Source organism: Embleya hyalina (assembly GCF_003967355.1).
Classification (GTDB): Bacteria; Actinomycetota; Actinomycetes; order Streptomycetales; family Streptomycetaceae; genus Embleya; species Embleya hyalina.
In genome coordinates this window covers 36015-61381 of the sequence record NZ_BIFH01000048.1, presented here as the reverse complement: position 1 = coordinate 61381, position 25367 = coordinate 36015, and the positions used below count along the sequence as shown (strand labels likewise).

General features: G+C 72.3%; 25 protein-coding genes and 1 pseudogene. 13 read left to right on the top strand and 13 right to left on the bottom strand.

The window, feature by feature from the left end; translation table 11 throughout:
• Position 1 precedes the first annotated feature (1 nt).
• A complete protein-coding gene (locus tag EMA17_RS45025) occupies positions 2–667 on the top strand; it encodes an HAD family hydrolase (RefSeq protein ID WP_126643014.1) in 666 nt (221 codons plus the stop codon).
• Between the two features lie 439 nt (positions 668–1106).
• Here EMA17_RS45025 and EMA17_RS45020 read toward each other — a convergent pair whose 3' ends face one another.
• Complete coding sequence (locus tag EMA17_RS45020) at positions 1107–1949, bottom strand: phosphotransferase family protein (RefSeq protein WP_126643013.1); 843 nt, start codon at positions 1947–1949, stop codon at positions 1107–1109.
• Positions 1950–2137: 188 nt separating this feature from the next.
• Here EMA17_RS45020 and EMA17_RS45015 point away from each other — a divergent pair, with 188 nt between their 5' ends.
• Complete coding sequence (locus tag EMA17_RS45015; RefSeq protein WP_126643012.1) at positions 2138–3010, top strand: helix-turn-helix domain-containing protein; 873 nt, start codon at positions 2138–2140, stop codon at positions 3008–3010.
• Between the two features lie 6 nt (positions 3011–3016).
• Positions 3017–3268, top strand: a complete 252-nt coding sequence (locus EMA17_RS45010; protein ID WP_126643011.1) for a DUF397 domain-containing protein — start codon at positions 3017–3019, stop codon at positions 3266–3268.
• Between the two features lie 35 nt (positions 3269–3303).
• On the opposite strand, the gene EMA17_RS45005 is transcribed toward EMA17_RS45010, so the two are convergent.
• The 7 genes from EMA17_RS45005 to EMA17_RS44975 all read right to left on the bottom strand — a co-directional run bounded on the left by EMA17_RS45005 (position 3304) and on the right by EMA17_RS44975 (position 11837).
• Positions 3304–4452: an alcohol dehydrogenase catalytic domain-containing protein gene (locus tag EMA17_RS45005; RefSeq protein ID WP_126643010.1), complete on the bottom strand. Its 1149-nt coding sequence runs from the start codon at positions 4450–4452 to the stop codon at positions 3304–3306.
• Positions 4449–4748 carry a putative quinol monooxygenase gene (locus EMA17_RS45000; RefSeq protein WP_126643009.1) on the bottom strand — a complete coding sequence of 100 codons (300 nt, stop codon included), beginning with the start codon at positions 4746–4748 and terminating at the stop codon, positions 4449–4451. The genes EMA17_RS45005 and EMA17_RS45000 overlap by 4 nt, the downstream gene beginning before the upstream one ends.
• An 18-nt stretch (positions 4749–4766) precedes the next feature.
• Positions 4767–5423: a glycerol-3-phosphate responsive antiterminator gene (locus EMA17_RS44995; protein ID WP_126643008.1), complete on the bottom strand. Its 657-nt coding sequence runs from the start codon at positions 5421–5423 to the stop codon at positions 4767–4769.
• A gap of 28 nt (positions 5424–5451) precedes the next feature.
• Positions 5452–6993: an FAD-binding oxidoreductase gene (locus EMA17_RS44990; RefSeq protein WP_126643007.1), complete on the bottom strand. Its 1542-nt coding sequence runs from the start codon at positions 6991–6993 to the stop codon at positions 5452–5454.
• Positions 6990–8708 carry a glycerol-3-phosphate dehydrogenase/oxidase gene (locus EMA17_RS44985; RefSeq protein WP_126643006.1) on the bottom strand — a complete coding sequence of 573 codons (1719 nt, stop codon included), beginning with the start codon at positions 8706–8708 and terminating at the stop codon, positions 6990–6992. Before EMA17_RS44985 ends, EMA17_RS44990 begins: the two co-directional genes overlap by 4 nt.
• A 66-nt stretch (positions 8709–8774) precedes the next feature.
• Positions 8775–10301, bottom strand: coding sequence for an FGGY family carbohydrate kinase (locus EMA17_RS44980; protein WP_126643005.1), 1527 nt, complete (start codon positions 10299–10301; stop codon positions 8775–8777).
• Between the two features lie 72 nt (positions 10302–10373).
• Complete coding sequence (locus EMA17_RS44975; protein WP_126643004.1) at positions 10374–11837, bottom strand: MFS transporter; 1464 nt, start codon at positions 11835–11837, stop codon at positions 10374–10376.
• 174 nt (positions 11838–12011) lie between these two features.
• Between EMA17_RS44975 and EMA17_RS44970 the strand changes: the two genes are divergently transcribed.
• The gene (locus tag EMA17_RS44970) at positions 12012–13004 is read left to right on the top strand and encodes an aldo/keto reductase (RefSeq protein WP_126643003.1); all 993 of its coding nucleotides are present in this window, start codon (positions 12012–12014) and stop codon (positions 13002–13004) included.
• A gap of 107 nt (positions 13005–13111) precedes the next feature.
• Here the strand turns inward: EMA17_RS44970 and EMA17_RS44965 are convergent, their stop codons facing one another.
• A complete protein-coding gene (locus tag EMA17_RS44965; protein ID WP_126643002.1) occupies positions 13112–13480 on the bottom strand; it encodes a VOC family protein in 369 nt (122 codons plus the stop codon).
• Between the two features lie 63 nt (positions 13481–13543).
• Between EMA17_RS44965 and EMA17_RS44960 the strand changes: the two genes are divergently transcribed.
• Complete coding sequence (locus EMA17_RS44960) at positions 13544–14002, top strand: MarR family winged helix-turn-helix transcriptional regulator (RefSeq protein ID WP_126643001.1); 459 nt, start codon at positions 13544–13546, stop codon at positions 14000–14002.
• A 604-nt stretch (positions 14003–14606) separates the two neighbouring features.
• On the opposite strand, the pseudogene EMA17_RS56365 reads toward EMA17_RS44960, so the two are convergent.
• Positions 14607–14714 (bottom strand): annotated as a pseudogene (locus EMA17_RS56365) (DivIVA domain-containing protein); the annotation flags it as partial.
• Between the two features lie 261 nt (positions 14715–14975).
• Between EMA17_RS56365 and EMA17_RS44950 the strand changes: the two are divergent.
• Both EMA17_RS44950 and EMA17_RS44945 read left to right on the top strand, forming a co-directional pair.
• Positions 14976–16121, top strand: a complete 1146-nt coding sequence (locus EMA17_RS44950; protein ID WP_126642999.1) for a Dyp-type peroxidase — start codon at positions 14976–14978, stop codon at positions 16119–16121.
• Positions 16118–16918, top strand: coding sequence for a family 1 encapsulin nanocompartment shell protein (locus tag EMA17_RS44945; RefSeq protein ID WP_126642998.1), 801 nt, complete (start codon positions 16118–16120; stop codon positions 16916–16918). The genes EMA17_RS44950 and EMA17_RS44945 overlap by 4 nt, the downstream gene beginning before the upstream one ends.
• Positions 16919–16935: 17 nt before the next feature.
• Here EMA17_RS44945 and EMA17_RS44940 read toward each other — a convergent pair whose 3' ends face one another.
• Positions 16936–17742 (bottom strand): GNAT family N-acetyltransferase, encoded by an 807-nt coding sequence (locus EMA17_RS44940; RefSeq protein WP_126642997.1) that lies wholly within the window; start codon positions 17740–17742, stop codon positions 16936–16938.
• 160 nt (positions 17743–17902) lie between these two features.
• Here EMA17_RS44940 and EMA17_RS44935 point away from each other — a divergent pair, with 160 nt between their 5' ends.
• The 5 genes from EMA17_RS44935 to EMA17_RS52300 all read left to right on the top strand — a co-directional run bounded on the left by EMA17_RS44935 (position 17903) and on the right by EMA17_RS52300 (position 22724).
• A complete protein-coding gene (locus EMA17_RS44935) occupies positions 17903–19357 on the top strand; it encodes a benzaldehyde dehydrogenase (RefSeq protein ID WP_126642996.1) in 1455 nt (484 codons plus the stop codon).
• Positions 19358–19499: 142 nt separating this feature from the next.
• Positions 19500–20315 (top strand): tetratricopeptide repeat protein, encoded by an 816-nt coding sequence (locus tag EMA17_RS44930; RefSeq protein ID WP_126642995.1) that lies wholly within the window; start codon positions 19500–19502, stop codon positions 20313–20315.
• On the top strand, positions 20312–20953 hold the full coding sequence (locus tag EMA17_RS44925) for a hypothetical protein (protein ID WP_126642994.1): 642 nt from the start codon (positions 20312–20314) through the stop codon (positions 20951–20953). The genes EMA17_RS44930 and EMA17_RS44925 overlap by 4 nt, the downstream gene beginning before the upstream one ends.
• Before the next feature lie 451 nt (positions 20954–21404).
• Complete coding sequence (locus tag EMA17_RS44920) at positions 21405–21842, top strand: ATP-binding protein (RefSeq protein ID WP_126642993.1); 438 nt, start codon at positions 21405–21407, stop codon at positions 21840–21842.
• Positions 21843–21914: 72 nt separating this feature from the next.
• A complete protein-coding gene (locus EMA17_RS52300) occupies positions 21915–22724 on the top strand; it encodes a hypothetical protein (protein ID WP_218043258.1) in 810 nt (269 codons plus the stop codon).
• A gap of 130 nt (positions 22725–22854) precedes the next feature.
• Here EMA17_RS52300 and EMA17_RS44910 read toward each other — a convergent pair whose 3' ends face one another.
• Positions 22855–23691, bottom strand: coding sequence for an undecaprenyl-diphosphate phosphatase (locus tag EMA17_RS44910; RefSeq protein WP_201260954.1), 837 nt, complete (start codon positions 23689–23691; stop codon positions 22855–22857).
• Positions 23692–23942: 251 nt separating this feature from the next.
• On the opposite strand from EMA17_RS44910, the gene EMA17_RS44905 reads away from it, so the two are divergent.
• Complete coding sequence (locus tag EMA17_RS44905; RefSeq protein ID WP_307721595.1) at positions 23943–24974, top strand: aminoglycoside phosphotransferase family protein; 1032 nt, start codon at positions 23943–23945, stop codon at positions 24972–24974.
• On the opposite strand, the gene EMA17_RS44900 is transcribed toward EMA17_RS44905, so the two are convergent.
• Positions 24971–25321 (bottom strand): YrdB family protein, encoded by a 351-nt coding sequence (locus tag EMA17_RS44900; protein WP_160161794.1) that lies wholly within the window; start codon positions 25319–25321, stop codon positions 24971–24973. The genes EMA17_RS44905 and EMA17_RS44900 overlap by 4 nt on opposite strands.
• Positions 25322–25367 lie beyond the last annotated feature (46 nt).

Sequence of the window (25367 nt, the reverse complement as noted above, 5' to 3'; positions counted from 1 at the left end):
TGTGTCCAGCGTTCTGCCCGCCGCCGTGTTGTTCGACATGGACGGGACCCTCGTCGACACCGAGCAGTTGTGGTGGGACGCGGTCGAGGACGTGGCGGGCCGGGTCGGCTACGCGCTGGGACCGACCGACACGGCCGACGTGGTGGGCCACGCCATCGAGCACACCGCGACCTACCTGCACGCGGTGGTGCCCGAGGGGCCGTGCGTACACGAGTTGTCCGACGCGCTGGACGCGGCGTTCACCGACCGGGTGCGGGGTCGGATCGAGCCGCTTCCGGGCGTCGTGGCGCTGCTGGACGCGCTGGCCGAGGCCGAGGTGCCGCTGGCCATCGTGTCCGCGTCGCCGCGGCACGTGGTGGACCTGGTGCGGGACGCGTTGGGGTCGGCGCGGTTCGCGGTCACCGTCGCGGCGGAGGACGTCGCGCGGACCAAGCCCGACCCCGCCCCTTATCTGGCCGCGGCGACCGCGCTCGGGGTCGAGCCGAGCGCGTGCGTCGCGGTCGAGGACACGGTGGTCGGCGTCACGTCGGCGGAGTCGGCGGGGTGCGCGGTTGTCGCGGTGCGCACGACTGCGTCGATTCCGGCTGCGCCCGGTCGTCGGGTGGTTGCCTCGCTCGCGGCGGTCGTGGTGGGCGACCTGCACCCTGCGGTGCTTGCGCGGGCGTGACGCCGCGCCCCGGCGGCCTGCCGGCCGGGCTTTTGGCCTCAAGCGCCGGCCGGGCTGGGTGACCCGGCCTTCGGCCGAGGTGGCCTCAAGCGCCGGCCGGGCTGTTTCGCCTCAAGCGCTGGCGGGGCTGATTTGGCCTCAAGCGCCGGCCGGGCTGGGTGACCCGGCCTTCGGCCGAGGTGGCCTCAAGCGCCGGCCGGGCTGTTTCGCCTCAAGCGCCAGCCCGGCTGTTTGGCCTCAGGCGCCGGCCGGGCTGAGGGTGACCCGGCCTCCGGCCGAGGTGGCCTCAAGCGCCGGCCGGGCTGATTGGGTTCATGCGCCGGGTGGGCTGTTTGGGTTCATGTGCCAGCCGGGCTGAGTGTTCCCCGGCCTCCGGCCGAGGTGGCCTCAAGCGCCGGCCAGGCTATTTGGCCTCAAACGCCGGCCGGGCTGTTTGGGTTCATGTGCCGGGCGGGCTGATTGGGTTCATGTGTTGGGTGGGCTGGGTTGGGTTTTGGTTGTGTCGGTGTGTGAGTAGTGATGTCCAGTGACCGGCCTGGTCGTGGGTGGTTGTTTCTGTGGTTGCGCCGGTGATGAATGCTCTGATGCCCGCGTTGGATGCCGCTCGCCAGGCCGGGAACTGTCGCAACCACGCGTGTGCCGCTTCGGGTGTGTGATCGGACCACAGCAATAACATGTAGACGTAGGCGAGTTCCGCCCACGCGGGTCCGATGGCGGACATGCCCCAGTCCACGAAACAGGTTCGTGCGCCGTTTCCGTGGTCTTCGACGATCACGTTCCGCGGGTTCAGGTCGGTGTGCAGCAGGTGTGTCCCGCCGAGCAGGGCGCGTTCGTCAGGGGTGAGGTGTTTGGCCCACCGGTCGGCGAGCGGCGGCAGGTCGAGCCCGTGCGGCGCGCGGATACGGCCCGCTCGACCCAGGGCGTGCGCGAAGGAGGTCAGGTCGTTCCCGCGGGGGGTGAGGTCGGCGTGCCGCCCGGCCGCGTGGGTGAACAGGAGCACGTCCCAACCGGGGGGCGCGAGATGGCCCAGCATGGTCGGCGCCACGCGTCCACCGACCGACGGGGCCGCCGTCGCCTCCCGCCGCTGGCGGGCGACGGCTGTGTCGTTCGTGGTCGGCGTGCCCTTGACGAACACGCTTCGCCCCGGCACCCGAAGCACGGCCGCGAACGGTGATGTCAGCCCTTCGGGGAGCGGTTCCGCCTCGTGTACCGGACCGGTGACCGACTCGATTTCCGCGCGGACCGGTTCGGGCAGTTCGTGCCATGTCCAGCGGTGCTCCATGCGGTGCCTTTCGCGTCGGTCACGGTCGGTGTCGCCCTGCCCCGCACGACGGAATCGCCGCTCGGTAGCTGCATCGTATGCATCCTGCAAGCCGTGTTCTGCATACGATGCAGAACACGTGGTGCCGCTCGGGTGGTCGCTAGCCTTCACCGAAAGACGGGGAACACCCGACCGGGAAGGCGCGATCCATGCCCGCTGGAGGCAAGCCCACCGTGCGCTCGCGGCGTCTGGGCGCGGAGCTGCGGAAGCTGAGAGAGGCGGCCGGCCTGACGACGGCTCGGGTCGCCTCGATCCTCGCGTGCAGTCAGCCGAAGATCTCCAGGATGGAGACCGGCGCGGTTACGACCCGAGTGATCGATCTCCGGGTGCTGTTGGACCACTACGGGGTGACCGACCCACATCGGCGCGCATACCTGGAACGGCTCGCGAAGGACGGCAACAGGCAGGGTTGGTGGGAGCCGTACGGTCGGGACACGATCGCGCCGTACTATGCCGACTTCATCGGGTTGGAATGGGACGCGCAGTGCATTCGAACCTGGCAATCGGCGCTCATTCCAGGGCTCTTGCAGACGGCCGGCTACGCTCGAACGGTAATGCGCGCCAACCCGGCGATGCTCGCGCCCGAACGCTCCGAACAACTGCTTGACATCAGGCGCGAGAGGCAAGCGCGGATCGAGACCGACGCCGGTCTGCGGCTCCACGCCATCATCTGGGAACCCGCGGTGACAAGCGTGGCCGGTACACCCGCCATCCATCGCGAGCAGCTCGAGTCCCTTTTGACGGTGGGCGAGCGCGACAACGTCACGATTCAGATCCTGCCGACCAGTCCCGTCGAGCATGCGGGGATGAGTGGGCCGTTCGTGATGTTCTCGTTCGACAGGCGCGCCCTGGCGGACACTGTCTTCCTGGAGGACCTGACGGGCAGTCATTATCTCGAGAAGCCGGAGGAACTGTCGGGGTACGCGCTCGTTTTCGATGCCCTGCGTACGGCTGCCCACAGTGCCGCGGACTCCGCGGCGCTCATGACGGAAGTGTTGCGAAAGGCCGAGAAGAGGGGATGAAGGCACGTGAATCGCGAAATCGCATCGGAATGGCGTAAGTCGTCCTACTCGGACAGTGGGGCGAACTGTGTGGAAACAGCCGTGACCCCGTCTGCCGACCGGGCGGTCCGCGACTCCAAGGACCCGAGTGTGGGCCACCTCGTCGTCGCCGCGCCCTCCTGGGCGGCCCTGACGTCTTCGCTGCGCGGCCGAACGCCGCTCCCGACGCCCGCCCCGGCCATGGACGACGCGGAAGTGCCCCGACCCGAAGGCGAGTAGCCGACGAGTCGGGGCATCGTCGCGCGCCCCCGGGCCTACCGCCGCGCTCCCACCGGCGCCCCCGTGCGGATCACCTGGCGGATCGCCTCGCCGCTTGCCAGCGCCTCCATCGCCTCGTTCAGATCGTCCAGTTCCACCGTGCCGGTGTGCAGCAGTTCGACCGGCATCCGCCCGGCCCGCCACAGGGCCAGGTAGCGGGGAATGTCGCGGCGGGGGACCGCGTCGCCCATGTACGAGCCGATCAGCGACTTGCCCTCGCCGGCGAAGGCCAGGGCCGGCACCGCGTCCAGCCGCCGTCCCGGCGCGGGCAGGCCGACGGAGACCACCCGGCCGCCTCGGCCCACCGCCGCCAGGCAGTCCGCGATCACGCCCGCGCTGCCGACCGCCTCGATCACCACGTCCGGGCCGCCGCCGATCAGGTCGCCGATCGAGCCGACCGCCTCGTCCGGGTGGAAGGCGTGCGACGCGCCGAGCCGCAGCGCCAGGTCGCGCTTCGCGGGGACCGGGTCGACCGCGACGATCGGGTACGCCCCGGCCGCCCGCGCGCCGAGCACGGCGGACAGGCCGACCCCGCCCAGGCCGAACACCGCGACCGACTGGCCGGGACGTACCGCCGCCGTGTTGATCACCGCACCCGCCCCGGTCAGCACCGCGCAGCCGAACATCGACGCCACCTCGAACGGCACGTCGCGCGGGATCGGCACCACCGACTCCTGCGCCACCACGGCGAATTCGGCGAACGCGGACACCCCGAGCTGGTGGTGCACCACCGCGCCGCCCGCGTCCCGGAGCAGCGACGGCCCGTGCAGCAGCCCGCCCGAGCCGTTGGCCGCGGCGGCGGCCGAGCACAGCGCCGGCCGGCCCTCGTCGCACCGCACGCAGTGGCCGCAGCTGGGCACGAACACGAGCGCGACGTGCTCGCCCGGCACGACCCGGTCCACCCCGGGCCCGACCGCCTCGACCACGCCGACCGCCTCGTGCCCGAGCGCCATCGGCAGCGGCCGGACCCGATCCCCGTTGACCACGGACAGGTCGGAGTGGCACAGGCTCGCGGCGGCGATCCGGACCAGCACCTCGCCCGCACGCGGGTCGCCCAGTTCCACGTCCTCGATCGCGACCGGCCGGCTCGTCCCGTACGGCCGGGCCTGCGAAGTCCCGCGCAGCACGGCCGCCCGCATCCTCACGGCGCGACCTCGCGCGGGGTGAGCCGGACCACGTCCCGGCTCACCAGCAGCGGCACCACCTCGCCGAGCACGATCTCCCGGAAGTGCGCGGAGGCGCAGTGCGCGGTGAAGTCGGCCTCGGCGTCGTACTCCTCGACGAGCACGATCGTCCGGGCCTCCTCCGTGCCCTGGTGCACGCGGTAGCTCCGGCAGCCGGGTTCGGCCAGCGAGTGGCGGGTCATCTCGTCGAGCAGGGCCAGTACCCGGTCCTGCGCGTCGGGGTGGGTGAGATAGCGGGCGACGACTACGTAACTCAAGGGTGGTTCTCCTACGTACTACGGAGCGGAGGAAGCGGATGGCGGGGGTGGCGCGGTCGCGCCGAGCCGGTCGCGTCGCAGATCCCACAACCGGGGGTCGGACGTGGCCACGGCGACCGCGCCGAGCGCGAGCGCGGCGGCGGCGTCCTCGGCGGTCTCCACGAAGCCGGCCGCGACGAACGGCGACATCGCGCGTTTGGCCTCGGGGGTCATCCGGGCCACGATCGGCGACGGCATGATCTCGACCAGGTCGGGGCCGCCGCGCGCGATCGCGTCGGTGCTGCGGCGCATGTTGGAGCGGTCGGTGACGAACACCTTCTGCATGGTCAGCAGCCCGAGCGGGCGGCCCTTCTCCATCAGCGAGAGCCGGGTGCTGACCATGCCGTGCGCACCCATCGTCTTGAGGAATTCCAGCGCGCCCTTGTCCTGGGCCAGGCCGGGGCAGCTGTCCACGTTGACGAACACCGTCTTGTCCGCCCGGCCGAGCAGCTGCACGATGTTCGGCAGCTGCCCGACCGGGATGGACGCGAGAATGCACACCCGTGCGGGCGCGCCGAGGAAGTTCTGCAGGCGCTGGGGTCCGATGATCGACGCGATCACGGGTACCTCGGCGAAGGCGGACGACAACACGGAGGACATCCGGGGCGCGCTCGCGGGGCGTCGACTGGCGTTCATGACCTACCTGGGCTGGGTCTCGGCCGCCTCACGCGTCGAAGCGGTTGGGCAGGCCCAGTTTGCCAGGATTGAGTATTCCGGCCGGGTCGAGGCCGGCCTTGACCTTGGCGAACGTGTCGAACCCGGCACCGAGCGCGGCGGGCAGGTACGGGCCGCGCAGCAGTCCGCAACCGTGGTGGTGGCTGAGCGCGGTGCCGTGCCGGATCAGCACCTCGTTGGCCGCGTCCCACACCGCGCGGTACCAGTCGCGGCGCCGGGGCCGGTCCACGTCGCCGCGCAGCGAGAAGTAGACGCAGGCGCCGTCGGTGTACGCGTGCGACTGGTGCGCGGAGGCCGCGAGCGTGCCGGGCACCGCCTGGATCGCCGCGACCACCTCGTCGTACACCTCGCCGAGCGCGGTCCACGATCCGGCCATCTCCAGCGTGTCGGCGACGAAGCCGGGCCCCGGGGTGAAGCCGTCGGACGACTTGCCGACCAGCATGCGGTCCCTGAGCCAGCGCTCGAACACGGCGTCGCTGTCCAGTTCGGGGCCGTAGGTCAGGCAGACCTCCTCGCTGACCTTGAGCATCGCGTCGACCAGGATCGGGTCGCCCTCGTCGGCGATCAGCAGGAGGTTGGTCTCGGGGTGGTCGAAGTGCACCCCGCTCTCCAGCTTGTCGTACAGGCGCAACACCGCCGGGGTGGCGCCGCGCTGCATGATCTTGCGGCACGCGTCCAGGCCCTCGGCGAAGGTGTCGAAGCCGAACGCGAGCGCCTTGGCGTAGGTGGGCAGCGGGTGCACCCGGATGCGCGCGGAGACGATCACGCCGAGCGTGCCCTCCGAGCCGATGAAGATCTGCCGCAGGTCCGGGCCGGTGGCCGCGCGCGGGTAGTCGCCGTAGGTGGCCCGGGTGCCGTCGGCGTGCACCACGTCGACGCCGACGACCATGTCCTCGATCTTGCCGTAACGGGTGGAGAGCTGGCCCGCGCCGCGGCAGGCGATCCAGCCGCCGACGGTGGAGACGGCGAACGCCGACGGCCAGTGTCCCGTGGTGACGCCGTGGGTCTCCTGGAGTTCCTTCTCGAACAGGTCGCCGAACATGCCGGCCTCGACGTCGACGACGAGCGATTCGGCGTCGAAGGAGACGATGCGGTTCAGGCCGCACAGGTCGAGCACGACACCGCCGTGCACGGGCAGCGCGGCGCCGGTGACGTTGCTGCGGCCGGCGGAGGCGGTGACCGGGATGCCGGCGGCGTGGCAGATCCGCAGTACGGCGGCCACCTGGTCGGCGTCGACGACCTCGACGATCACCGCGTCGGGGGTGGCGGGGCGGCCGTCGGTCTCGCCGATCATGGTGCCGGCCCACCAGTCGCGGGTACGGGCGACCACGTCGTCGCGGTCGGTGTACACGGCCTTCGCCACGCCGCGCAGGTCCTCGATCACCTGTGCGGGCACCTCGACCACGCGGCCTTGGAGCGACGCGTCGCCGCTGCCGATCGGGGTGTTGCGGGCCCATTTGGCCGGGGTGGGCGCGCCCACGATGTAGTCGCCGCGGTTGAACGGGTTGGTGATGGTCTGCCTGCTGATCACTTCGCGGCTCCCTGGGGTGCGTCGATCGTTGCGGATGTGGGTTCTTCGGGCTCGCCGAGCAGGACCGCCTTCTCGTGCCGCACGGCGGCGAGGTAGTCGGCGACCTGGCGGTCGATCTGCGCGGCGGTCAGGCCCAGTTCGGCGCCGAGCAGCCGACCGACCTCGGGGGCCGCGGCGGCCGAGGCGTCGCGGGCGAACAGGCGCGAGCGGGTGCGTCGGGAGAGCACGTCGTCCACCGAGCGGGCCATCTCGGAGCGGGCCGCGTAGACGACCTCGGCCCTGATGTACGGCATGCCCGCGACGACCGGCTCGGCGAGCGTGGCGTCCTCGGCGAGCAGGTCGGAGACGAAGCGGGCCTCGGTGCCGTAGCGCTCGCCCAGGTGCGCGGCCAGGCCGCCGGACGCGGCGACCGCCTCGGCGTCGTAGCCGGCGCCGCCGATCAGCGGCAGGTTGGTGGTGCGGCTGCGGCCCTTGCGGCCCAGGACCTGCATCACCTTGTCGATCACCAGTTCGCCCATGTGCCGGCTGGTGGTGAGCTTGCCGCCGGTGACGGTGACCATGCCGCCGCGGCCGACCGAGATGTGGTGGTCGCGGCTCATGTCGAGGGTGGCGCCCTCCTTGCCGCCGACGAGCGGACGCAGGCCGCCGATGCTGCCGATCACGTCGTCCGGGGTGAGCCGGCCCTCGAACGCGGTGTTGGCGCCTTCGAGCAGGAACTCCATCTCCGGGCGGGTGCAGTGCACGTCGTCGATCGAGCCGCGGTAGTCCTCGTCGGTGGTGCCGAGCACGACCGCGTCGCCCCAGCGGGTGCAGGTGGCGCGGCGGGCCCGGCCCGGGATGGGCACGGTGACCGTGCAGTCGATCCGGACCTTGTGCCACGGCACCACGATGTGCACGCCCTTGGCGGGTCGTACCTGCGGGCGGTGGTCGTCGTCGGCCAGTCCGTCGACGGTGTCGCTCCACACGCCGGTGGCGTTGACCACGGCGGAGGCGCGCACGTCGAAGCGCTCGCCGTCGACCTCGATCCGGGCCCCGGCGGTGCGGCCGCGTTCGGTCAGGATCCGGTCGACCGTGGCGCCGTTGAGCACGGTGGCGCCCAGCGCGGCGGCGGTACGCACGATGGTCAGCACCAGACGGGCGTCGTCGGCGCGGCCGTCGAAGTACATCAGCCCGCCCCGGAGGCTGTCCGCGCGCAGCGTCGGCGCGTGGGCCAGTACCTCGTCGACGGTCAGTCGCTGGTGCAGCTTGCCGATCCGCCAGCCGCCGACCAGGTCGTAGGTCCACAGCAGGCCCTCGAAGCCCTTGGCGAGCCGGGCGTCGAAGACGCCCTCCTTCTCCAGGATCGGGAACAGGAACGGCAGGCGGTGCACCAGGTGCGGCGCGTTCTTGCGGAAGCGGTGTCTTTCCAGGAGCGAGTGGCGGACCAGGTTGACGTTGCCCTGCTCGATGTAGCGCAGGCCGCCGTGCACCATCTTCGACGACTTGGAGGAGGTCCCGGAGGCGAAGTCGTCCTTCTCCACCAGGGCCACGTCCAGGCCGCGCGAGGCCGCGTCGAGCGCGGCGTACGCGCCGGTGACGCCGCCGCCGACGACGAGCACGTCGAAGCGGTGGTCCGCGAGTCGGTGCTTGGCCCGGCCGCGGTCGAGAAGCAGCGGGGTGCTTCTCGTGGCCGCCGCCGACGCCCGTCGTGGCTTGCGGGCGGGCATCGAAATCACAATCAACTCCTGGGGTCTGTCCGGCGGTTCACGGTTCGCGCCGCCGGGTCGTACGGGCGGTTCGGCTCAGGCGGGGTAGCCGGCGAGCACGCTCCGCCAGGCGGCGCGCTGTGCGGCGCGCCGGTCGGGGGTGGTGGTCGGTTCGAAGATCCGGCCGCGCGGTTGGGCCTCGACCACCTCGTCGAGCGAGGACCACAGGCCCTCGCGTACGCCCGCCAGATAGGCGGTGCCGCGCAGGCTCGCGGTCGCCGAATCGGCGGCGCGTTCGATCGGCAGGCCGACCAGGTCGGCCTGGATCCGCATGAGGGTGTCGCTGCCGGCCACCCCGCCGCCCACCCGCAGGCGGGCGAACGGGGCCTGCATGGTGGCGGCGACGCCGTCGATCAGGTCGCACACGGAGTGCGCGATCCCGTCCAGCACGGCCCGGGCCACGTCGGCCCGGGTGGTGGCCAGGGTCAGGCCGCCGAGCGCGGCCCGGGCCTCGGGCCGCCACTCGGGGGTGCGGATCCCGGCCAGCGCGGGCACGAACCACTCGCGCGGGCCCGAGCCGGCGCCGACCCCCGCCGCGAGTTCGCCGATCTCGGCCGGCGAGGCGAACAGGCCCAGGTCGTCGCACAACCAGCGCAGCGCGGACCCGGTGGTCGAGCAGTACGCCTCCAGGCTGAAGTGCGTGGTGTCGCCCTGGCGCCAACCGGGCTGGGCCAGCACGCCGGCGATGCCCGGGATCGGCATCGCGGGGGTGCGGCCGGTGGCCGCGTCCACGAACGTGCCGGTGCCGTACATGCACATCCCCTGGCCGGCGGCCAGTCCGCCGAGCGCGATCAGCGCCGCGTGCTGGTCGCCCATCACCGCCGCCAACGGCAGTTCCACGCCGAGCAGTTCGGGGTCGGTGCGGCCGTAGCCGAGGTCGTCGTCGGCGAACAGGTCCGGGAGTAGTTCGAGCGGGTAGCCCAGCTGTTCGATCCACTCGCGGTCCCACGCGTGCTCGCGCAGCAGGTAGGCGCCGATCGAGCCGGCGTTGCTCGCCGAGACCGCGTGCGCGGCCCCGCCGGTGAAGCGCCAGGCCAGCCAGGTGTCCACGGTGCCGAACACGAGCGTGCCGGCCCGGTACGCCTCGGCCACCTCCGGCCGCTCGGCGATCTGCCGCGCGGCCCAGTGGAACGGCGCCCGGCTGCCCACCGGCCGGCCGAGCCGGGCGAGCAGCCGCTCGTCCCACTCGGCCTCGTAGCCGAGCAGGTGCCGGGCGTAGCGCCGGTCCTGCCACACGCACGCGGGCACCAGCGGCAGGCCGGTCCGCCGATCCCACAACATCGCGGTGGCCCGCTGGGTCGACAGCGCGAGCGCGACGATCTCCACGCCGTCGGCGCGGGCCCCGGCCAGGGCCTCGCGGCACACGTCGAGGGTGGCCGACCAGATCTCCATCGGGTCCTGCTCGACCGAGTCCTCGTCGGGGTGGTCCACGGCGATCGTGCGATACGCCAGATGGGTGACCGCCCCGGAGTCCTGCACGACTCCGGCGCGGGTCCCGGTGGTGCCCTCGTCCACGGACAGGATGCCCAGGCGCCGGCCGGGGTGGTGCAACGTCTTCGTCATCACAGCCCTTTCGGTGCGATATCTCCGCTTGATCCGCTTATCCGAGTGCGAGTCTCGCGTGACGGACCCGCTTCAGCGGGTGACCAACGCGGGGTTCGCGGGCCCGGCCGACGGCGCGGTGATGGTCGGCACGTTCGGGTCCTCGTCGGGCGAGACGGCCCGGGTCGGGTCCCAGCGGATCGCCAGGCAGGTGAGCAGGCCCAGGAGCGGGACGACGGCCAGGACCATGAAGGTCTTGTCCAGCCCGATGCCGTCCTTGATCTGCGGGAACAGGTACAGCCCGGCCACACTGCCGAAGCTGCCGATCATGCCGGTCACGCCCGTGCCCAGGGTGCGCACCTCGCTGCGGTAGGACAGCGCGGCGATCGACTTGCCGTTGGCGCCGGGGCCGGCGGAGTGACAGAAGATGAACAGCGCCGGGAGGATGAACGCGATCCAGGTGGGCACCCGGTCGAAGGTCAGCCCCATGCCGAGCAGCATCACGAACACGCCGCCGAAGCCGAGCGCCGAGCTGATCCGCAGGCCGAGCCGGCGGGCGAAGTACGCGGAGAGCAGGCCGCCGACGATGCCGAAGGCGTTGAACACCATCGAGCCGATGGTGGCCTTCTCGAAGCTGTTGCCGAAGATCGCCAGGCTGATCACCGGCAGATACCAGCCGACCGCGAAGTACTGCATGGACTGGCCGAGCGAGATCGCCGAGGACAGCAGCGTGCGCGGCAGGTACGAGCCGCGGAACAGGATCCCGGCCTGCTTCATCCCCACGTTCGGCGGCGCCTCCTCGGCGTCGGCCTTGTCGGGCACGGCGCCGGCGACGGTCGGGGCGGCGGCGACCGCCTCGATGCCGTAGATGCGGCGCAGATTGCGGACCGCGTCCTCCAGTCGGCCCTTCGTGGCCAGCCAGGTGGGGCTCTCCACCAGGAACGCCCACTGGAGCAGGAACAGGGCCAGCGCGATCACGCCGGCCGAGCCGACCGACCAGCGCCAGATGTCGGCGCCGACGTCGAACTTGAAGCAGATCAGGGTGAGCAGCAGGTTGCCGGTGGTGGCGATGTACCAGATGCCCTGCCACAGGTTGAGCCGGCCGCGCAGCGACTTGGGCGTGTACTCGGCGAGCAGCGCCATGGCCACCGCGAAGTCGACCCCGTAGGCCACGCCGACCAGGACCCGGCCGATCCACACCACGAGGAAGTCGTCGGCGGTGGCCGCGATCACCGCGCCGGCCAGCGCGAACAGCTTGGCCAGCAGCAGCGGGGGCACCCGGCCGATCCGGGTGGCGAGCCAGCCGCCGATCGGGTTGAACAGGATGGCCAGCGCGGGTGCGGTGGCGGTGAGGATGGAGACCTGGGTGCTGCTCAGGTCCATCTGCTTCGTCATCGGGGCGAGCCCGGCGCCGAGTGCGGCGTTGGAGTACGCGTCGAGGAAGAGTCCCCCGAACACGAGGAACCAGATGACCCTGGACCGGCCGGAGATGGTCCCCTGCCGGTCGATGAGCGCGACGACGTCCTTGACGCCTCTGACGCTCGGCTGCTGTGCCATGTTCCCGTCCTCGGAAAAAAGGACCGGTCGGTGACACGCGAGTGCTGACGCGTAGGAGGGCACAGCGAAGCCACCGACAGGTGGTCTTCGTCTGTTCCTGCCAAAGAATGCTCTGGACCTTAAGAGGGACATCCGGGGGTGTCAAGGGTGGCGGTCGAGGGCGAAGATGGGGGAATGATCCACTCTGCCGCCGAGAACCGATACCAATCCATGCGCTATCGCCGTGCCGGACGCAGCGGGGTCGAGTTGCCCGCGGTGTCGCTCGGGTTGTGGCACAACTTCGGGGACACCCAGCCCATGGAGGTCCAGCGGGCGGTGCTGCGGCGCGCCTTCGACCTCGGGGTGACGCACTTCGACCTGGCGAACAATTACGGGCCCCCGTACGGATCGGCCGAGGCCAATTTCGGGGTGCATTTCCGGGCCGACTTCCGGCCCTATCGCGACGAGCTGTTCATCGCCTCCAAGGCCGGCTGGGACATGTGGCCGGGGCCGTACGGCAACGGCGGTTCGCGCAAATACCTGCTGGCCAGCCTGGACCAGTCGTTGGGCCGGATGGGACTCGACTACGTCGACGTCTTCTACTCGCACCGCTACGACCCGGACACCCCGTTGGAAGAGACGATGGGCGCGCTGGACACGGCCGTTCGGTCCGGGCGCGCGCTGTATGCCGGCATCTCCAACTACGGTCCGGAGGAGCACCGACGGGCCGTGGAGATCCTGCGCGACCTCGGCACTCCCGTACTGCTCAACCAGTCGGCGTACTCGATCCTGGACCGCGAGCCGGAGCGGGGCGTCCTGGACGCGGTCGGCGAGACCGGAACCGCGCTGATCGCGTATTCCCCGTTGGCCCAGGGCCTGTTGACGGACCGCTACCTGAACGGCGTGCCGGCCGACTCGCGGATGGCGGTGGGCCACTTCCTCACCGAGGACGCCCTCACCGAGGAGCGCCTGACCCTGCTGCGCGCCCTGAACAAGCTCGCCGGCGACCGCGGCCAAACCCTGGCCCAACTCGCCCTCACCTGGATCCTGCGCGACCCGAGGGTGGTGTCGGTCATCGTCGGAGCAAGCAGCGTGCGGCAGTTGGAGCAAAACCTGTCCGCGGTCGGCCAACCCGACCTGACCGAGCCGGAGATCACCGAAATCGACCGCCTCTGCGCGCGGCCCTGACCGAGCCGAACACGGGGGCGGCCACGCCCACCGCGCGCCGCCCCGACCCGTCGGCCACTCGCCGTCGGGTCGGGGCGTCGGCGGTTTCGCCGAACGGGCGCCGCTCGTCAGGTGCGGTCGTGGAGAGTGACGTGGTAGCCGTCGGGGTCGGCGAAGGTGAAGGTCCGGCCGAAGGGGCCGTCGATCGGCGCGGCGACGATGGTGTGCCCGTCGGCGACGAGAGCGTCGTGGATGGCCTGGACATCGGTGGCGTGCAGCCAGATCGCGGCACCGATGCCGGGCCGGGCGGCGGACGCGAGATCGGTGCCGGGAACGATGTCGCGCAGTGCGAACGCGATCGGCCGGGTCTCGAAGACGACGGCGTGCGGAGGCCCGGCCTGCGAGCGGACGAGGCCGAGGTACCGCTCGTAGAACGCCTGTGAAACGTCGAGGTCACGCGCCTGGAGCGAGATGAAGTCGGGGCCGGTGGCGGGCATGGTGATACTCCTTCGCTTCGTGTCAGATTCCTGACACGAGCCAAGGTATGTCAGAATTCTGACATGAGTCAAAATGGTGCCGGCGTCGACCTGGACACATCCCTGGGCTACCTGCTGAAAGAGGCTTCGAGCGCTCTGCGCGCGGCCATGGAGGAGGTGCTGCGGCCCCTCGGGATGAGCGTGACGCACTACTCCTGCCTCGAACTGCTGGCCCAACGGCCGGGCCTGTCCAACTCCGAACTCGCGCGTGGCGCGTTCGTGACCCGGCAGACGATGAACGTCCTGCTCCAGGCCCTGGAACGCGACGGCTACGTGACCAGACCGGCGGAGGCGCCCGTCGGAAAGGCCCTCCCCGCGAGGCTCACCCCCCGCGGCCGCCGGAGCCTGGAGAAGGCGACCACGGCGGTCCGGTCCGTCGAACTCAAGATGCTGGCCGGCATGACCGAAGCCGAACAGTCGGCCGCGTTCCGAAGCCTGCGAAGCATGATCCACTCCCTGCGCGACACCAACGCAGGCCCGTGACCCGGCCGGCGCCCGGGACCACCTCTGCCCAACCCGGTGTGCGAGACGTGTTCGGGACGTGTCGGAACGCCGTCCGGGCGTTGAACCCCGTGCTCACGCCGTCCCGGACCGGGCGTCGTTCACCCCGCCCGCTCACCGGGCGTGTCGCGCGTGGTGTGCGGCGTGCCCCGGGGGCGACGGGGGCCGGATCGCCGCGCCGTGTTCAGCCCGTCGCCGAGTCGTCCAACCCCCGGCGGATCAGCAGGTCCGCGGCCCGGTCGCGCCACGCGTCCACCTGCGTGCGGTCGTAGCCGCGGCGGACGATCTCGAAGCGGTCGGCCAGGACCTGCTCGGGAGCCTGCCGCAGCCGACCCCGCAGCGCGGCGTCGACCCTGCCCACCAGCGCGTCCACCTCGTCCCGGCCGTAGCCGCGCCGGACCGAGTCGAAGCGCTCGCCCGCCGGACGCAGCGCGACCGCCTTCACCTCGGCCTCCGCCCGGGCCTCGGCGAACCGGTTCACCCCGACGTGGGTGTCCGCCGAATCCGCCCCCGGCTCGCCCGCCGCCGGCGTGTCGGTGGCCACCACCGCCCCCGCCGACCACCCCCACGTCCCGGCCCGCGCGGCCAACCCGGCCTCGATCTCGTCGAGCGCCGCGTCCACCTCGTTCTCGTCGTACCCCTCGCGCAGCCGCACCGTGGTGAATTGTTGCTCGCGCACCCGGGCCGCCGTCATCGGCACCGCGGCGGTACCGTCCAGGCTGTCGCGCACCAGCGCCAAAAAGGCGTCCACCTCGGCGATCGCGTACCCCTCACGCAGCCGCGTCCGAGTGAAACTCCACTCCATCCCGCCCCCAACCGCTCGCCGCCGCACCCGTCTTCGACCCGCCCGGGAAGGCTATCGCCGCCCCGCCCGGCCCCACTCGGGCGTGTCCCGCCGTGATCGCCCCGGTCGAATCAGGTTTGCCGTGCGCGCGATCCGTCGATCTGCCACGGCATGTGCGTACAGACCGAAGCGACGCCGCCGCCCCGGCCGCAGACGATCCTGGGCCTGCCGGCCACGGCGGCGATGTTCCTGGTCCTGACCATCGACGCCGGCCCGGCGGCCGAGGCCACGGTCCGCGACCTGCTCGCCGACCTGGCCGGACTGCGCCGCTCGGTCGGCTTCCGGCGCCCCGAGCGCGACCTGAAGTGTGTCGTCGGCATCGGTTCGGACGCCTGGGATCGGCTGTTCGCGGGCCCGCGCCCGGCGGAACTGCACCCGTTCCGGGAACTGGTGGGCGCCAAGCACCAGGCCGTGTCCACGCCCGGCGACCTGCTCTTCCACCTGCGCGCGCGGTCGATCGACCTGTGCTTCGAGTTGGCCACGGTGCTGACCGACCGGCTGGCCGGCGCGGCGACCGTGGTCGACGAGGTGCACGGCTTCCGCTACTTCGACCAGCGGGACCTGATGGGCTTCGTCGACGGCACGGAAAACCCGGAGGGGCGGGACGCGTTCGAGGCGGTCACGATCACCGCCGAGGAGGACCCGGACTTCGTCGGCGCCGGCTACGTGATCGTCCAGAAGTACCTGCACGACCTGCGGTCCTGGAACGCGCTGCCCGTGGAGGCGCAGGAGAAGGTGATCGGCCGGACCAAGCTGTCCGACCTCGAACTGCCGGACGCGATCAAGCCGATCGACTCGCACGTCGCGCTCACCACGATCACCGACCCGGACGGCACCGAGCGCGACATCCTGCGCGACAACATGCCGTTCGGGTCGGTGGGCAGCGGTGAGTTCGGCACCTACTTCATCGGCTACTCCAGCACTCCGAGCGTCACCGAGCAGATGCTGGAGAACATGTTCATCGGCCGCCCGGTGGGCACCTACGACCGCATCCTGGACTTCTCGACGGCGGTCACCGGCGGGCTGTTCTTCGTGCCGACGGCGGACTTCCTGGACGACCCGCCGGGCCCGCCGGAGGCGCCGATCGAGCGCGCGGCCCCGGCCGACCAGACCCCGGCCGACCCGACCCCGGCGGCGCCACGGGCGGACGGCTCGCTCGGCATCGGGGCGCTTCGCGCGGCCGACCCGGACGCCCACTCGGTCGACCCCGCAGCCCACCCCGCGACAACCCCCGAGACCAGGAGCCCCACCCCATGAACAACCTCCACCGCGAACTCGCCCCGATCTCCGACGCCGCGTGGGCCGACCTCGAGGACGAGGCCAGGCGTACGTTCAAGCAGCACGTCGCGGGCCGGCGCGTCGTCGACGTGACCGGGCCGGACGGCAGCGCGGCGGCCGGCGTGGGGACCGGCCACCTGACCGACCTGGAGCCGCCCGCCGACGGCGTCCTGGCCCGCAGCCGCCGGTTCCGCCCGCTGATCGAACTGCGCGTGCCGTTCACCGTGGCCCGCAGCGCCGTCGACGCGGTCGAGCGCGGTGCCGCGGACGCGGACTGGCAGCCGGTCAAGGACGCGGCGCGCAAGACGGCGTTCGCCGAGGACCGGCTGATCTTCGAGGGCTACCCGGCGGCGTCGATCGAGGGCATCCGCCGGGCGTCCACGAACGTGCCGGTGTCGCTCCCGACCGACGCCCGCGACTATCCGGACGCGGTCAGCCGGGCGCTGACCGAACTGCGCCTGGCCGGCGTGAACGGCCCGTACCACCTGGTGCTCGGCCCGGAGGCGTACACCGCGGTCAACGAGGCGGCCGACCACGGCTACCCGATCCGCCAACACCTGACCCGAATCCTGGCCGGCGAGCCGATCTGGGCCCCCGCCATCGACGGCGCGTTCGTCCTGTCCACCCGAGGCGGCGACTACGAACTGCGCCTGGGCCAGGACCTGTCCATCGGCTACCAGTCCCACGACGACGCGGGCATCCACCTCTACTTCCAGGAAACCCTGACCTTCCTGATGCACACCGGCGAGGCCGCCATCGCCTTCGCCCGCCCGTAGCGGAACGCCCGGCGGGGTCAGGCGGGGACGGTTTGGAGTTGGATTTGGGTTTCCGTGTCGGTGAAGCCCAGGCGGCGGTAGAGGTCGATCGCCACGTAGTCCGGGTCGGCGACGATGACCAGGGTGGTCACGGACCAGTGTGTCGCGGCGTGTTGGGCGGCGGCGTGTACCAGGCCGGAGGCCAGACCTCGGTTGCGGTGGTTCGGGTGGGTGCCGACGGTCTGGTAGCGGGCCAGACCTCGGCCGTCGGTGAACAGGCCGAGGCCGGCGCGGAGCCGGTCGTCCTCGAAGGCGCCGAACCAGGCGCCGTGGCCGCGTTCCTGTAGCGCGCGGAAGCCGGCCAGGCGGCGGGCGGCGAACTCGCGGTAGGCGGTGGGCTCGAAGTCCGTGTTGCCCGCCTCGTTGAGCGCGAGCGCCTGGGCCCAGTCGTCGTCGGTGTCGGCGACGCGGTAGGTCGCGGTGGGGTTGGGCCGGGCCGGCGGGCGCAGGGACGCGGCGGTCAGGACCGTGCCGCGCTCGACGTGCAGTCCGGCGGCGGCGAGGTCGGCCGGGTCGCCGGTGGCGCCGTCCGTGCCGTCGACGCCGAGGGCCACGTGGTCCGCGTCGGGGAACTCGCGGCGGAAGGTGTCCACCCGGCGGGCCGCGTCGCCGGGGGCCGGGGGAGCGGGCAGGAGAAGGAAGTTGCCCCAATGGAAGGTGGGGTTGGCGGGCGTGCGGACGACCCGGTAGCCGTCCCGCTCCTCGACTCGGCTGCCCTGGAGGGTGAGCAGCATCAGGTCGGTGCGGAAGCCGAGGGAGATCACGGGCGAGGTCGCGGCGGTCATGGGGACACCCCATCACATCGGCACCTCCACGCTTCCGGTGAGTGGAAGGAATCGGCTCGGGGGTGTGGAATCCGTAGCAACATCCGGGCGTATCGGGCACGTCGAGGTTTCGAGCAGGTCCGCCGCGACCCGCGCGGCCGATCGCCTAGGAGGACGCCGCATGTTGCTTGCCGACGGCACTTGGACCGGGAAGATCTTCGACGGGCGGTGGACGTCCGGGGCCGGCGGGACGTACGAGGCGGTCGAGCCCGCGACCGGGAGCGTGCTGGGTGTGGTCGGCGCGGCCGATCCCGCCGACGTCGCCCGCGCGGCGACCGCCGCCGCGGCGGCGCAGGGCGACTGGGCGGCCCGGCCGTACGACGAGCGCGCCGCAGTACTGCGCCGCGCGGGACTGCTGTTCGAGCGGCACGCCGAGGAGATCCGGGACCTGCTGGTCCGCGAGTCCGGATCGGTCCCGGCCAAGGCGTCCGTCGAGGTGGGCTTCGCCGCGGCCGAGTGCTTCGAGGCGTCGGCGCTCGCGGCGCATCCGCATGGCCTGGTGCTCCCGTCGGCCCAGCCGCGCTGGAGCCTGGCCCGTCGCCGCCCGGCGGGCGTGGTCGGCGTGATCGCGCCGTTCAACTATCCGCTGATCCTCTCCATCCGCTCCGTCGCGCCCGCGCTCGCCCTCGGCAACGCCGTCCTGCTCAAGCCGGACCCGCGCACGGCGATCGGCGGCGGCGTGGTGCTCGCCCGGATCCTGGAGGAGGCCGGCCTGCCCGCCGGCGTGCTGCACCTGGTGCCCGGCGGGGCCGACACCGGCGCGGCCCTGGTGTCCGCACCCGAGGTCCGGATCGTCTCGTTCACCGGATCCACCGCCGCCGGCCGCCGGATCGGCGAGACCTGCGGACGCCTGCTCAAGCGCGCCCACCTGGAACTGGGCGGCAACAACGCGCTGATCGTGCTCCCGGGCGCCGACCCGGACCGCGCCGCGGCGGCCGGCGCCTGGGGTTCCTTCCTGCACCAGGGCCAGATCTGCATGGCCACCGGCCGCCACCTCGTCCACGAGAGCCTGTACCCGGACTACGTGGAGGCCCTGGCCGCGAAGGCCGACCACCTGCCGGTCGGCGACCCCGCGACCGAGGACGTGGCGCTCGGCCCGATCATCGACGAGCGGCAACTGCGCCGGATCGACGGCCTGGTCCGGGACAGCGTGGCCGCGGGCGCGCGCCTGGCCGCCGGCGGCACGTACAAGGGGTTGTTCTATCGGCCGACCGTGCTGGCGGACGTGCGGCCGACGATGCCCGCGTACACCGACGAGGTGTTCGGGCCGGTGGCGCCGGTCGTCCCGTTCGGCACCGTCGAGGAGGCGATCGCGCTGGCCCGGGACAGCGAGTACGGGCTCTCGCTGGGCATCCTCGGCGACGTCGGGCAGGCGATGCGGGTCGCCGACGCGATCCCCACCGGCCTGGTGCACATCAACGACCAGACGGTCAACGACGAGGCCAACGCCCCCTTCGGCGGCCAGGCGGCATCGGGCACGGGCGCCAGGTTCGGCGGCCCCGAGGCCAACCTGGAGGCGTTCACCGAGACGCAGTGGGTGACGATGCGGGGGGAGATCACGCCGCATCCGTTCTGAGCGCCGGCGCGCTCGCCTCCCGGCGGCGGCGCGGGCTCGCGGGGCGCGCCGACTCCGGCCGGCGCCGTCCGTGCCGACCACGCCCGAAGCCCGGCGATGTGGCAGGCTCGTGGGCCTACGCCCGCGATCCGAAAGCAGGACCATGTCCGGCACGAACCACCTCGCCCAGGCCGACCGAGCAGTGCGCGAGGGACGCATGGACGTCGCCGTCGAGCTCTACCTGGCGGCCGCCGACGCCGGCGCGCCCGAAGCCCGGCGCAGGGCCGGCGAACTGATGTTCGCGGGCGGTGACGAGACCGCCGAGGCGGTGCTGCGCCAGGCGCTGGCGGAGGGCGACACGGAGGCCGCGGACGCGCTGAGCGAGTTGTTGGAGGTCACCGGTCGAGCGGAGGCCGCGGTCGATCTGCTGATCGACCGGCACCGGCTGGGCGAGACGCGCTGGGCGCTGCCGATCGCCAACCTGCTGGCCGACGCGCTGGACGAGCCGGCGGCGGCCGAGCGCTGGTACGTGTCGGCGATCGAGACCGGCGATCCCGACGCGCCGAACGACTTCGCGGCCTTCCTCCAGGACCTCGACCGGGCCGCGGAGGCCGAGGCGCTGCTGCGCCCGGCGGCGGAGGCGGGCGACGAGTTCGCGATGGCCAACCTCGGCCGGCTGCTGCTCAACGGCGACGCCGTCGACGACGGCATCGCCTGGCTGACCCGCGCGGTCGAGGCGGGCCAGGAGGACGCGCTGGTCGACCTCGGCGACGCCGAACTGGACGCGGGCCGCACCGAGGCCGCCCGGGAGCACATCCGGCGCGCGCTCGACGCCGACCTGGCCGGTTCGCGCCTGCTGTACGCGCACCTGCTCGACCGGGAGGGCGCGGCCACGAGCGAGGTCGAGGCGGCCTACCGGGCCGCGGTCGAGGCGGGCGACGTGGAGGTCGACGGGGGCGACGCGGAGGTCCTGGGATGAGGCGCGCGGCCCTCGGAGCGACGCTGGCCGCGCTGATCGCGGTCGGTGCGTGCGGACCGGGCGACGACAACGCCGGCGGCGGCGAGTCGGCGCCCCCCGCGGCCACGCACTCGGTTCGGCCCGGCGAGATCCGCGACGAGAAGGCGCACGTGTCGTACGTGCTGCCCCAGGGGTGGTACGCCAAGCCGCCGGACCCGATCGTCGGCCTGTACTCCTCCGTCGCCTCCACCGTCGACCCCAAGGCGACCGACCCCGCGGCCAAGCCCACGCCCGACCCGAACAACCCGCTCGGCACGTTCATGGTCGGCGTGGTCGACACCAAGGCGTACGTGACGGCCAAGCCGCGGTCGATGCCGGAGCTGGCGGAGACCATCGGCCGGGCCCAACTCGAACTGATCTACCCGGCCAAGGCGCAGGACGTGGTGCGCTCCAGCGAGGCGGCCCGCCTCGACGGGCGCAACGCGTGGCTGATGGACATCGAGAGCACCCCCGAGGACCGCAACGTGGCGCCGTTCCGGCTCCGGGTCACCGTGATCGACACCGGTGCGGTGCCGATCTACATGTTGTCCTCGGCGCCGAGCGCCGCGACCGAGCGCTTCCGCGACATCGAGTCGATCGAGCGCTCGATCCGCTTCTGAGCCCGGCCCGTCGAACCCGCGCCGCCGTCGCCGAACGACCCGATCCCCGGTGGGGGTCGGGTCGTTCGGCGACGCGGATCCGGTGTTCGCTCCGCGCGTGTTGTCCCGCGTTCGGCCGCACCCACCGCCCCCGGCTCGGTAGGCTGACCTGGGATTTCGACGAACTCCCGGGGTGTGATGGCCGGTTGGTGAACCGGGCGTGGGGTGTGCGATCCGACGCGCGGTTTTCTTTGCCAAACGATCCGCCCGGAAGGGCCTCGGATTCGGTAACTTCCAAGTAGCCCACCGATCTTGCCGCGGTTCTACCAGATCGCGGTCGATCGGTGACCGAAAATCGCAGTTCGGGCCCGTTTCCAGGAAGTATTCGATCACGGTGCTCTCAGCAGCCCGACCGACTGGAGGGGGAGACGTGGCCACCACCGTGTCCAGGACACGTTCGACCGTACGGCTCGTGTCGAAACCGCAGACCGTCTCCGCCGCGCGCGCCCACGTGCGGCGCTTTTGCGAGCGGGTCGGGTTCGAGTCCGACGATCCGGTCCGGGTCACCTCCGAACTGGCCTCGAACGCCGTCGAGCACGCCGGCGACTACGGCGACTACGAGGTGTCCGCGTCGCTGCACGGCCGGATGTTGTGGGTCGAGGTGTTGGATCACCTGCCGTGTTCGCTGCCGTCCCCCGTGGAGGTGTTGGAAGACGCCGAGACCGGCCGCGGCCTGCTCGTGGTCGCCGCGTTGACCCAGCGCTTCCGGGTCGAGTTGCGCAGCGGCGGCCGCAAGGCGGTGTGCGCCGGGTTCGAGGAGGACTTCGGCGAGGACTACGGCGACGAGTACGGCGCGGACTTCGAGGACGACCTCGGCGACGACGCGGGGGACGACTTCGAGGCGGTCTGAGCCCGCCCGATACGGTCGAGCGCGTGTGGTCCGGTCGTACGACGATGCGACCGGCGCGCGGGTCGACGTGTCGTGACGGAGGAGGACCGGGGTCGGATGGTGTTCGGGCGGCGCGGGGGACGGGGCGAGGCGGAGCCGACGTCCGGGGTGGACACGGCATCGGTGCCGGGCTCGGAGGATCCCGTCGCGACGGGCGATCCGGGGCGCGACCCCGACTCGGGTCCCACCTCGGAGCCGGACCCGGCTGCCGGGTTCGACCCCGACGCGCCCGACTGGCAGCGCGTCACCGCGTTCCGCTACGGCCCGTTGTCGAGCGAAGGTTCGAAAAAGCACGCGGCCGGCGCGGCCGGCTCCGGGCTCGGCGTGCGCATCCTGCGCGGTGGTGGCCCGGGGGACTTCTTCACCCCGTGTGCGCTCGCCGGGAACGACAGCCGCTCGTTGTACCTCCCCGACGGCGACCTGCTCTGCACGGTGGACCCCGCCGAGACGATCGACGACGTACGGCACGACCGGGTCCGCGCCGCCGACGGCGAACCCGTCGGCACCATCCGCCGGATTCCGCCGACCCGGCGACCGCTCAAGCACACCTGGCGGATCGACCAGCCCGGCCGGCCCGAGATCGTCGGCCGCAACCTCTTCGCGACGACCGATCCGCGTCGTCTGGCCGCCCACACGGCGGACACCGCGCTGAGCCTGACCTTCGACACGGTGCTCGGCGGCCCCGACGGCTCGATCGGTGCGGTGCGCCCGCGCGTACTCGCCTGGAAGGCGGCCGGCGACCTGGTGATGACGACGGACGGGCGTGGGCAGCCGGTCCGGATCCTGGCGCCGTGGGTCGACCGGCGGCTGGCCTTCGTGTTCGCGATGCTCGGGGACGAGTGACCCGAGCGGCGGCGGCCCGTTCGGCCTCGCCGTGCGCGCGGTGTACGACGGTGGCGTTCGAACACGATGTTCGATGCCGGCGTACGGACGGACACGGCGGAGCCGAACGGCTCTCCGGATCGGCGCGGACCTACTTCGTGGCGCCCGCCGTCGGCTCGAGGGCGCCGAAGATCACCAGGCCGAGCACGACCAGGCCCAGGACGACGCGGTACGCGACGAACACGGTGAAGCTGTGCGTGCTGATGAACTTCAGGAACCAGGCGATCGCCGCGTAGCCGACCACGAACGCCACGAGCGTGGCCACGATCGTCGGCCCCCACGCCGGCGCCGGTCCCTCGCCGATCTTGAACAACTCGAGGCCGCCGGAGGCCAGTACCGCCGGGATGGCCAGCAGGAACGAGTAGCGCGCGGCGACCTCGCGGCGGTACCCCATCAGCAGGCCCGCCGTGACCGTGCCGCCCGAGCGGGAGACGCCGGGGATCAGCGCCAGCGACTGGGCGAAGCCGTAGATCAGCGACTCCTTGCCGTTGAGCTTCTCCATGCCCCGGTTGTTCAGCGCCATCCGGTCCGCGACCAGCAGGATCAGACCGAACACGATCAGCGTGGTGCCGATCAGCCGCAGATCGCGGAACGTGGTCTCGATCGTGTCCTGGAAGATCAGGCCGAGTACGCCGATGGGCAACGTGCCGACGATGATGTACCAGCCCATGCGCGCGTCGAGTTCGCCGCGCAACGACGGCGTGTACAGGGACTTCACCCACGTGCCGACGATGTTGCCGATGTCCTTGCGAAAGTAGATCAGGACGGCGCTTTCCGTCCCGATCTGGGTCACGGCGGTGAACGCCGAACCCGGGTCCTCCCAGCCGGCGAACGCCGACACGATGCGCAGATGCGCGCTGGAGGAGATCGGCAGGAACTCGGTGAGCCCCTGGACCAAGCCGAGTACGACGGCTTCGAACCAACCGATCACCGGACGACTCCGGGGTGGGAAACAGTTATGCGGATCATGGCCGTCACGGTAGCGGCGGCCCACGGTGCGCCAGGTGGACACCACATGGCCGAAGTTGGACGGAACGGTAACGGCGGAACCGCCGGCGCGGATCCGGGCGCGGAACGACACGGATCGGGCCCGCCGTGGACCCGGGCCGTCGATTCCGGTCGCGGCACGGGTACGGATAACGAGTTGCCCGGGCGCGGCCGGACGGAAATCCTGGCCCGATGACCAGCGAGAGCAGCGCGGCGCGGGCCGGTACGACGTCGCCCGGGGCGGGCGCGCCCGGGATGTCCGAGGCCGCGCCCGTCGCCTCCGGGGTGCGCGTGCCGTGGGAGGCCGCGCCGGCGGGACTGCGCGCGGCCGTCGAGGAGCGGCTCGGCGCTCCGGTCGTGCGGGCCGTCACCCAGATCGGCGGATTCTCGCCCGGCATCGCCGCCCGGGTCGAACTCGCGGACGGCCGGCGGGCGTTCGTCAAGGCCGTCGGTGCCGAGGCGAACTCCGACTCGCCCGCCCTGCACCGGGCCGAGGCCCGGATCGCCGCCGCCCTCCCGGCCGCCGCCCCCGTGCCGCGCCTGCTCGCCGAGGTCGACCTCGACGGCTGGGTGGCACTGGCCTTCGAGGACGTCGACGGCCACACACCGGCGCAGCCCTGGCACCCGGAGGACCTGACCCGGGTCCTGGCCGCCTGCGCCGACCTGGCCGCCGTCCTGGACCCGTCCCCGATCGAGGTGCCCACCGTCGCCGAGGCGCTCGGCGTCACCTTCGGGGCGTGGCGACGCGGCTTCGACCCCGAGCCGTTCGGCGCGTGGACGTGCGCCAACGTCGACCGGATCGCCGCGCACGAGGCGTATTGGCCGACCGCCGCCGAGGGCACCGCGCTCGTGCACGGCGACCTGCGTGCGGACAACATCCTGTTGACCCCGGACCGGGTCGTGTTCGTCGACTGGCCGTGGGCCGTGCGCGGGGCGTCCTGGATCGACGTGGTCCTGATGGCGCCGAGCGTGATCATGCACAACGGCGACGCCGCCATCGACTCGATCGAGGCCCATCTGGCCCGCCGGGGGGTGGACCCGGACCGGGTCACCGCCGTGCTGGCCGCCGCCGCCGGATTCTTCGCCGCGAACTCGCTGCGGCCGGCCCCGGACGGCCTCCCGACCCTGCGCCCGTTCCAACGCGCTCAGGCCCACGGCGCCCTGAACTGGCTCCACCGGCGCCTGGCCCGAGGCGCCGGACGGGGCGGTCCGACCCGGGCCTAACGGCGTGCCGCGTGGGTCCTGCTCCGCTGGGCGCCGAGGCCGGTGACGCGGGCGACGGCGACGCCGATCGCGCCGGGGAGCAGGCCCGCCGCGACGAACGCGACGATGCCCGCGCCCCACCAGGCGATCTCGAACAACACGCGCGGAAGGCCGGTCAGCGCATCGGCGTTGTTGGCGGCCGCGAACCGACCCCAGAGGAGGATCATCACGGTCGGCGCGGCCAGTCCGACCAGGATCCGCACCGGCCAACCGGCGGCGAGCGTGAACCCCCAGAAGGCGGTGGCCGCGATGGCGGCCAACTCGGCCAGGAACAGAAACAACATCGCGGTCCAATAGAGCACGTTCATGCGAGCCTCCCCGTGGCTTGCGAGAGCACCGCTCTCGCCTGAGAGC

Excerpts from the sequence above, each read along its gene's own strand:
- EMA17_RS44965 (WP_126643002.1), bottom strand. The coding sequence starts at position 13,480 with ATGCCCGCCACCGGCCCCGACTTCATCTCGCTCCAGGCGCGTGACCTC.
- EMA17_RS45015 (WP_126643012.1), top strand. The coding sequence starts at position 2,138 with ATGCCCGCTGGAGGCAAGCCCACCGTGCGCTCGCGGCGTCTGGGCGCG.
- EMA17_RS44975 (WP_126643004.1), bottom strand. The coding sequence starts at position 11,837 with ATGGCACAGCAGCCGAGCGTCAGAGGCGTCAAGGACGTCGTCGCGCTC.
- EMA17_RS44935 (WP_126642996.1), top strand. The coding sequence starts at position 17,903 with ATGTTGCTTGCCGACGGCACTTGGACCGGGAAGATCTTCGACGGGCGG.
- EMA17_RS44930 (WP_126642995.1), top strand. The coding sequence starts at position 19,500 with ATGTCCGGCACGAACCACCTCGCCCAGGCCGACCGAGCAGTGCGCGAG.
- EMA17_RS44945 (WP_126642998.1), top strand. The coding sequence starts at position 16,118 with ATGAACAACCTCCACCGCGAACTCGCCCCGATCTCCGACGCCGCGTGG.
- EMA17_RS44980 (WP_126643005.1), bottom strand. The coding sequence starts at position 10,301 with ATGACGAAGACGTTGCACCACCCCGGCCGGCGCCTGGGCATCCTGTCC.
- EMA17_RS44960 (WP_126643001.1), top strand. The coding sequence starts at position 13,544 with ATGAGTCAAAATGGTGCCGGCGTCGACCTGGACACATCCCTGGGCTAC.
- EMA17_RS44970 (WP_126643003.1), top strand. The coding sequence starts at position 12,012 with ATGATCCACTCTGCCGCCGAGAACCGATACCAATCCATGCGCTATCGC.
- EMA17_RS45020 (WP_126643013.1), bottom strand. The coding sequence starts at position 1,949 with ATGGAGCACCGCTGGACATGGCACGAACTGCCCGAACCGGTCCGCGCG.
- EMA17_RS44950 (WP_126642999.1), top strand. The coding sequence starts at position 14,976 with ATGTGCGTACAGACCGAAGCGACGCCGCCGCCCCGGCCGCAGACGATC.
- EMA17_RS44940 (WP_126642997.1), bottom strand. The coding sequence starts at position 17,742 with ATGACCGCCGCGACCTCGCCCGTGATCTCCCTCGGCTTCCGCACCGAC.
- EMA17_RS44995 (WP_126643008.1), bottom strand. The coding sequence starts at position 5,423 with ATGAACGCCAGTCGACGCCCCGCGAGCGCGCCCCGGATGTCCTCCGTG.
- EMA17_RS44900 (WP_160161794.1), bottom strand. The coding sequence starts at position 25,321 with ATGAACGTGCTCTATTGGACCGCGATGTTGTTTCTGTTCCTGGCCGAG.
- EMA17_RS44905 (WP_307721595.1), top strand. The coding sequence starts at position 23,943 with ATGACCAGCGAGAGCAGCGCGGCGCGGGCCGGTACGACGTCGCCCGGG.
- EMA17_RS44925 (WP_126642994.1), top strand. The coding sequence starts at position 20,312 with ATGAGGCGCGCGGCCCTCGGAGCGACGCTGGCCGCGCTGATCGCGGTC.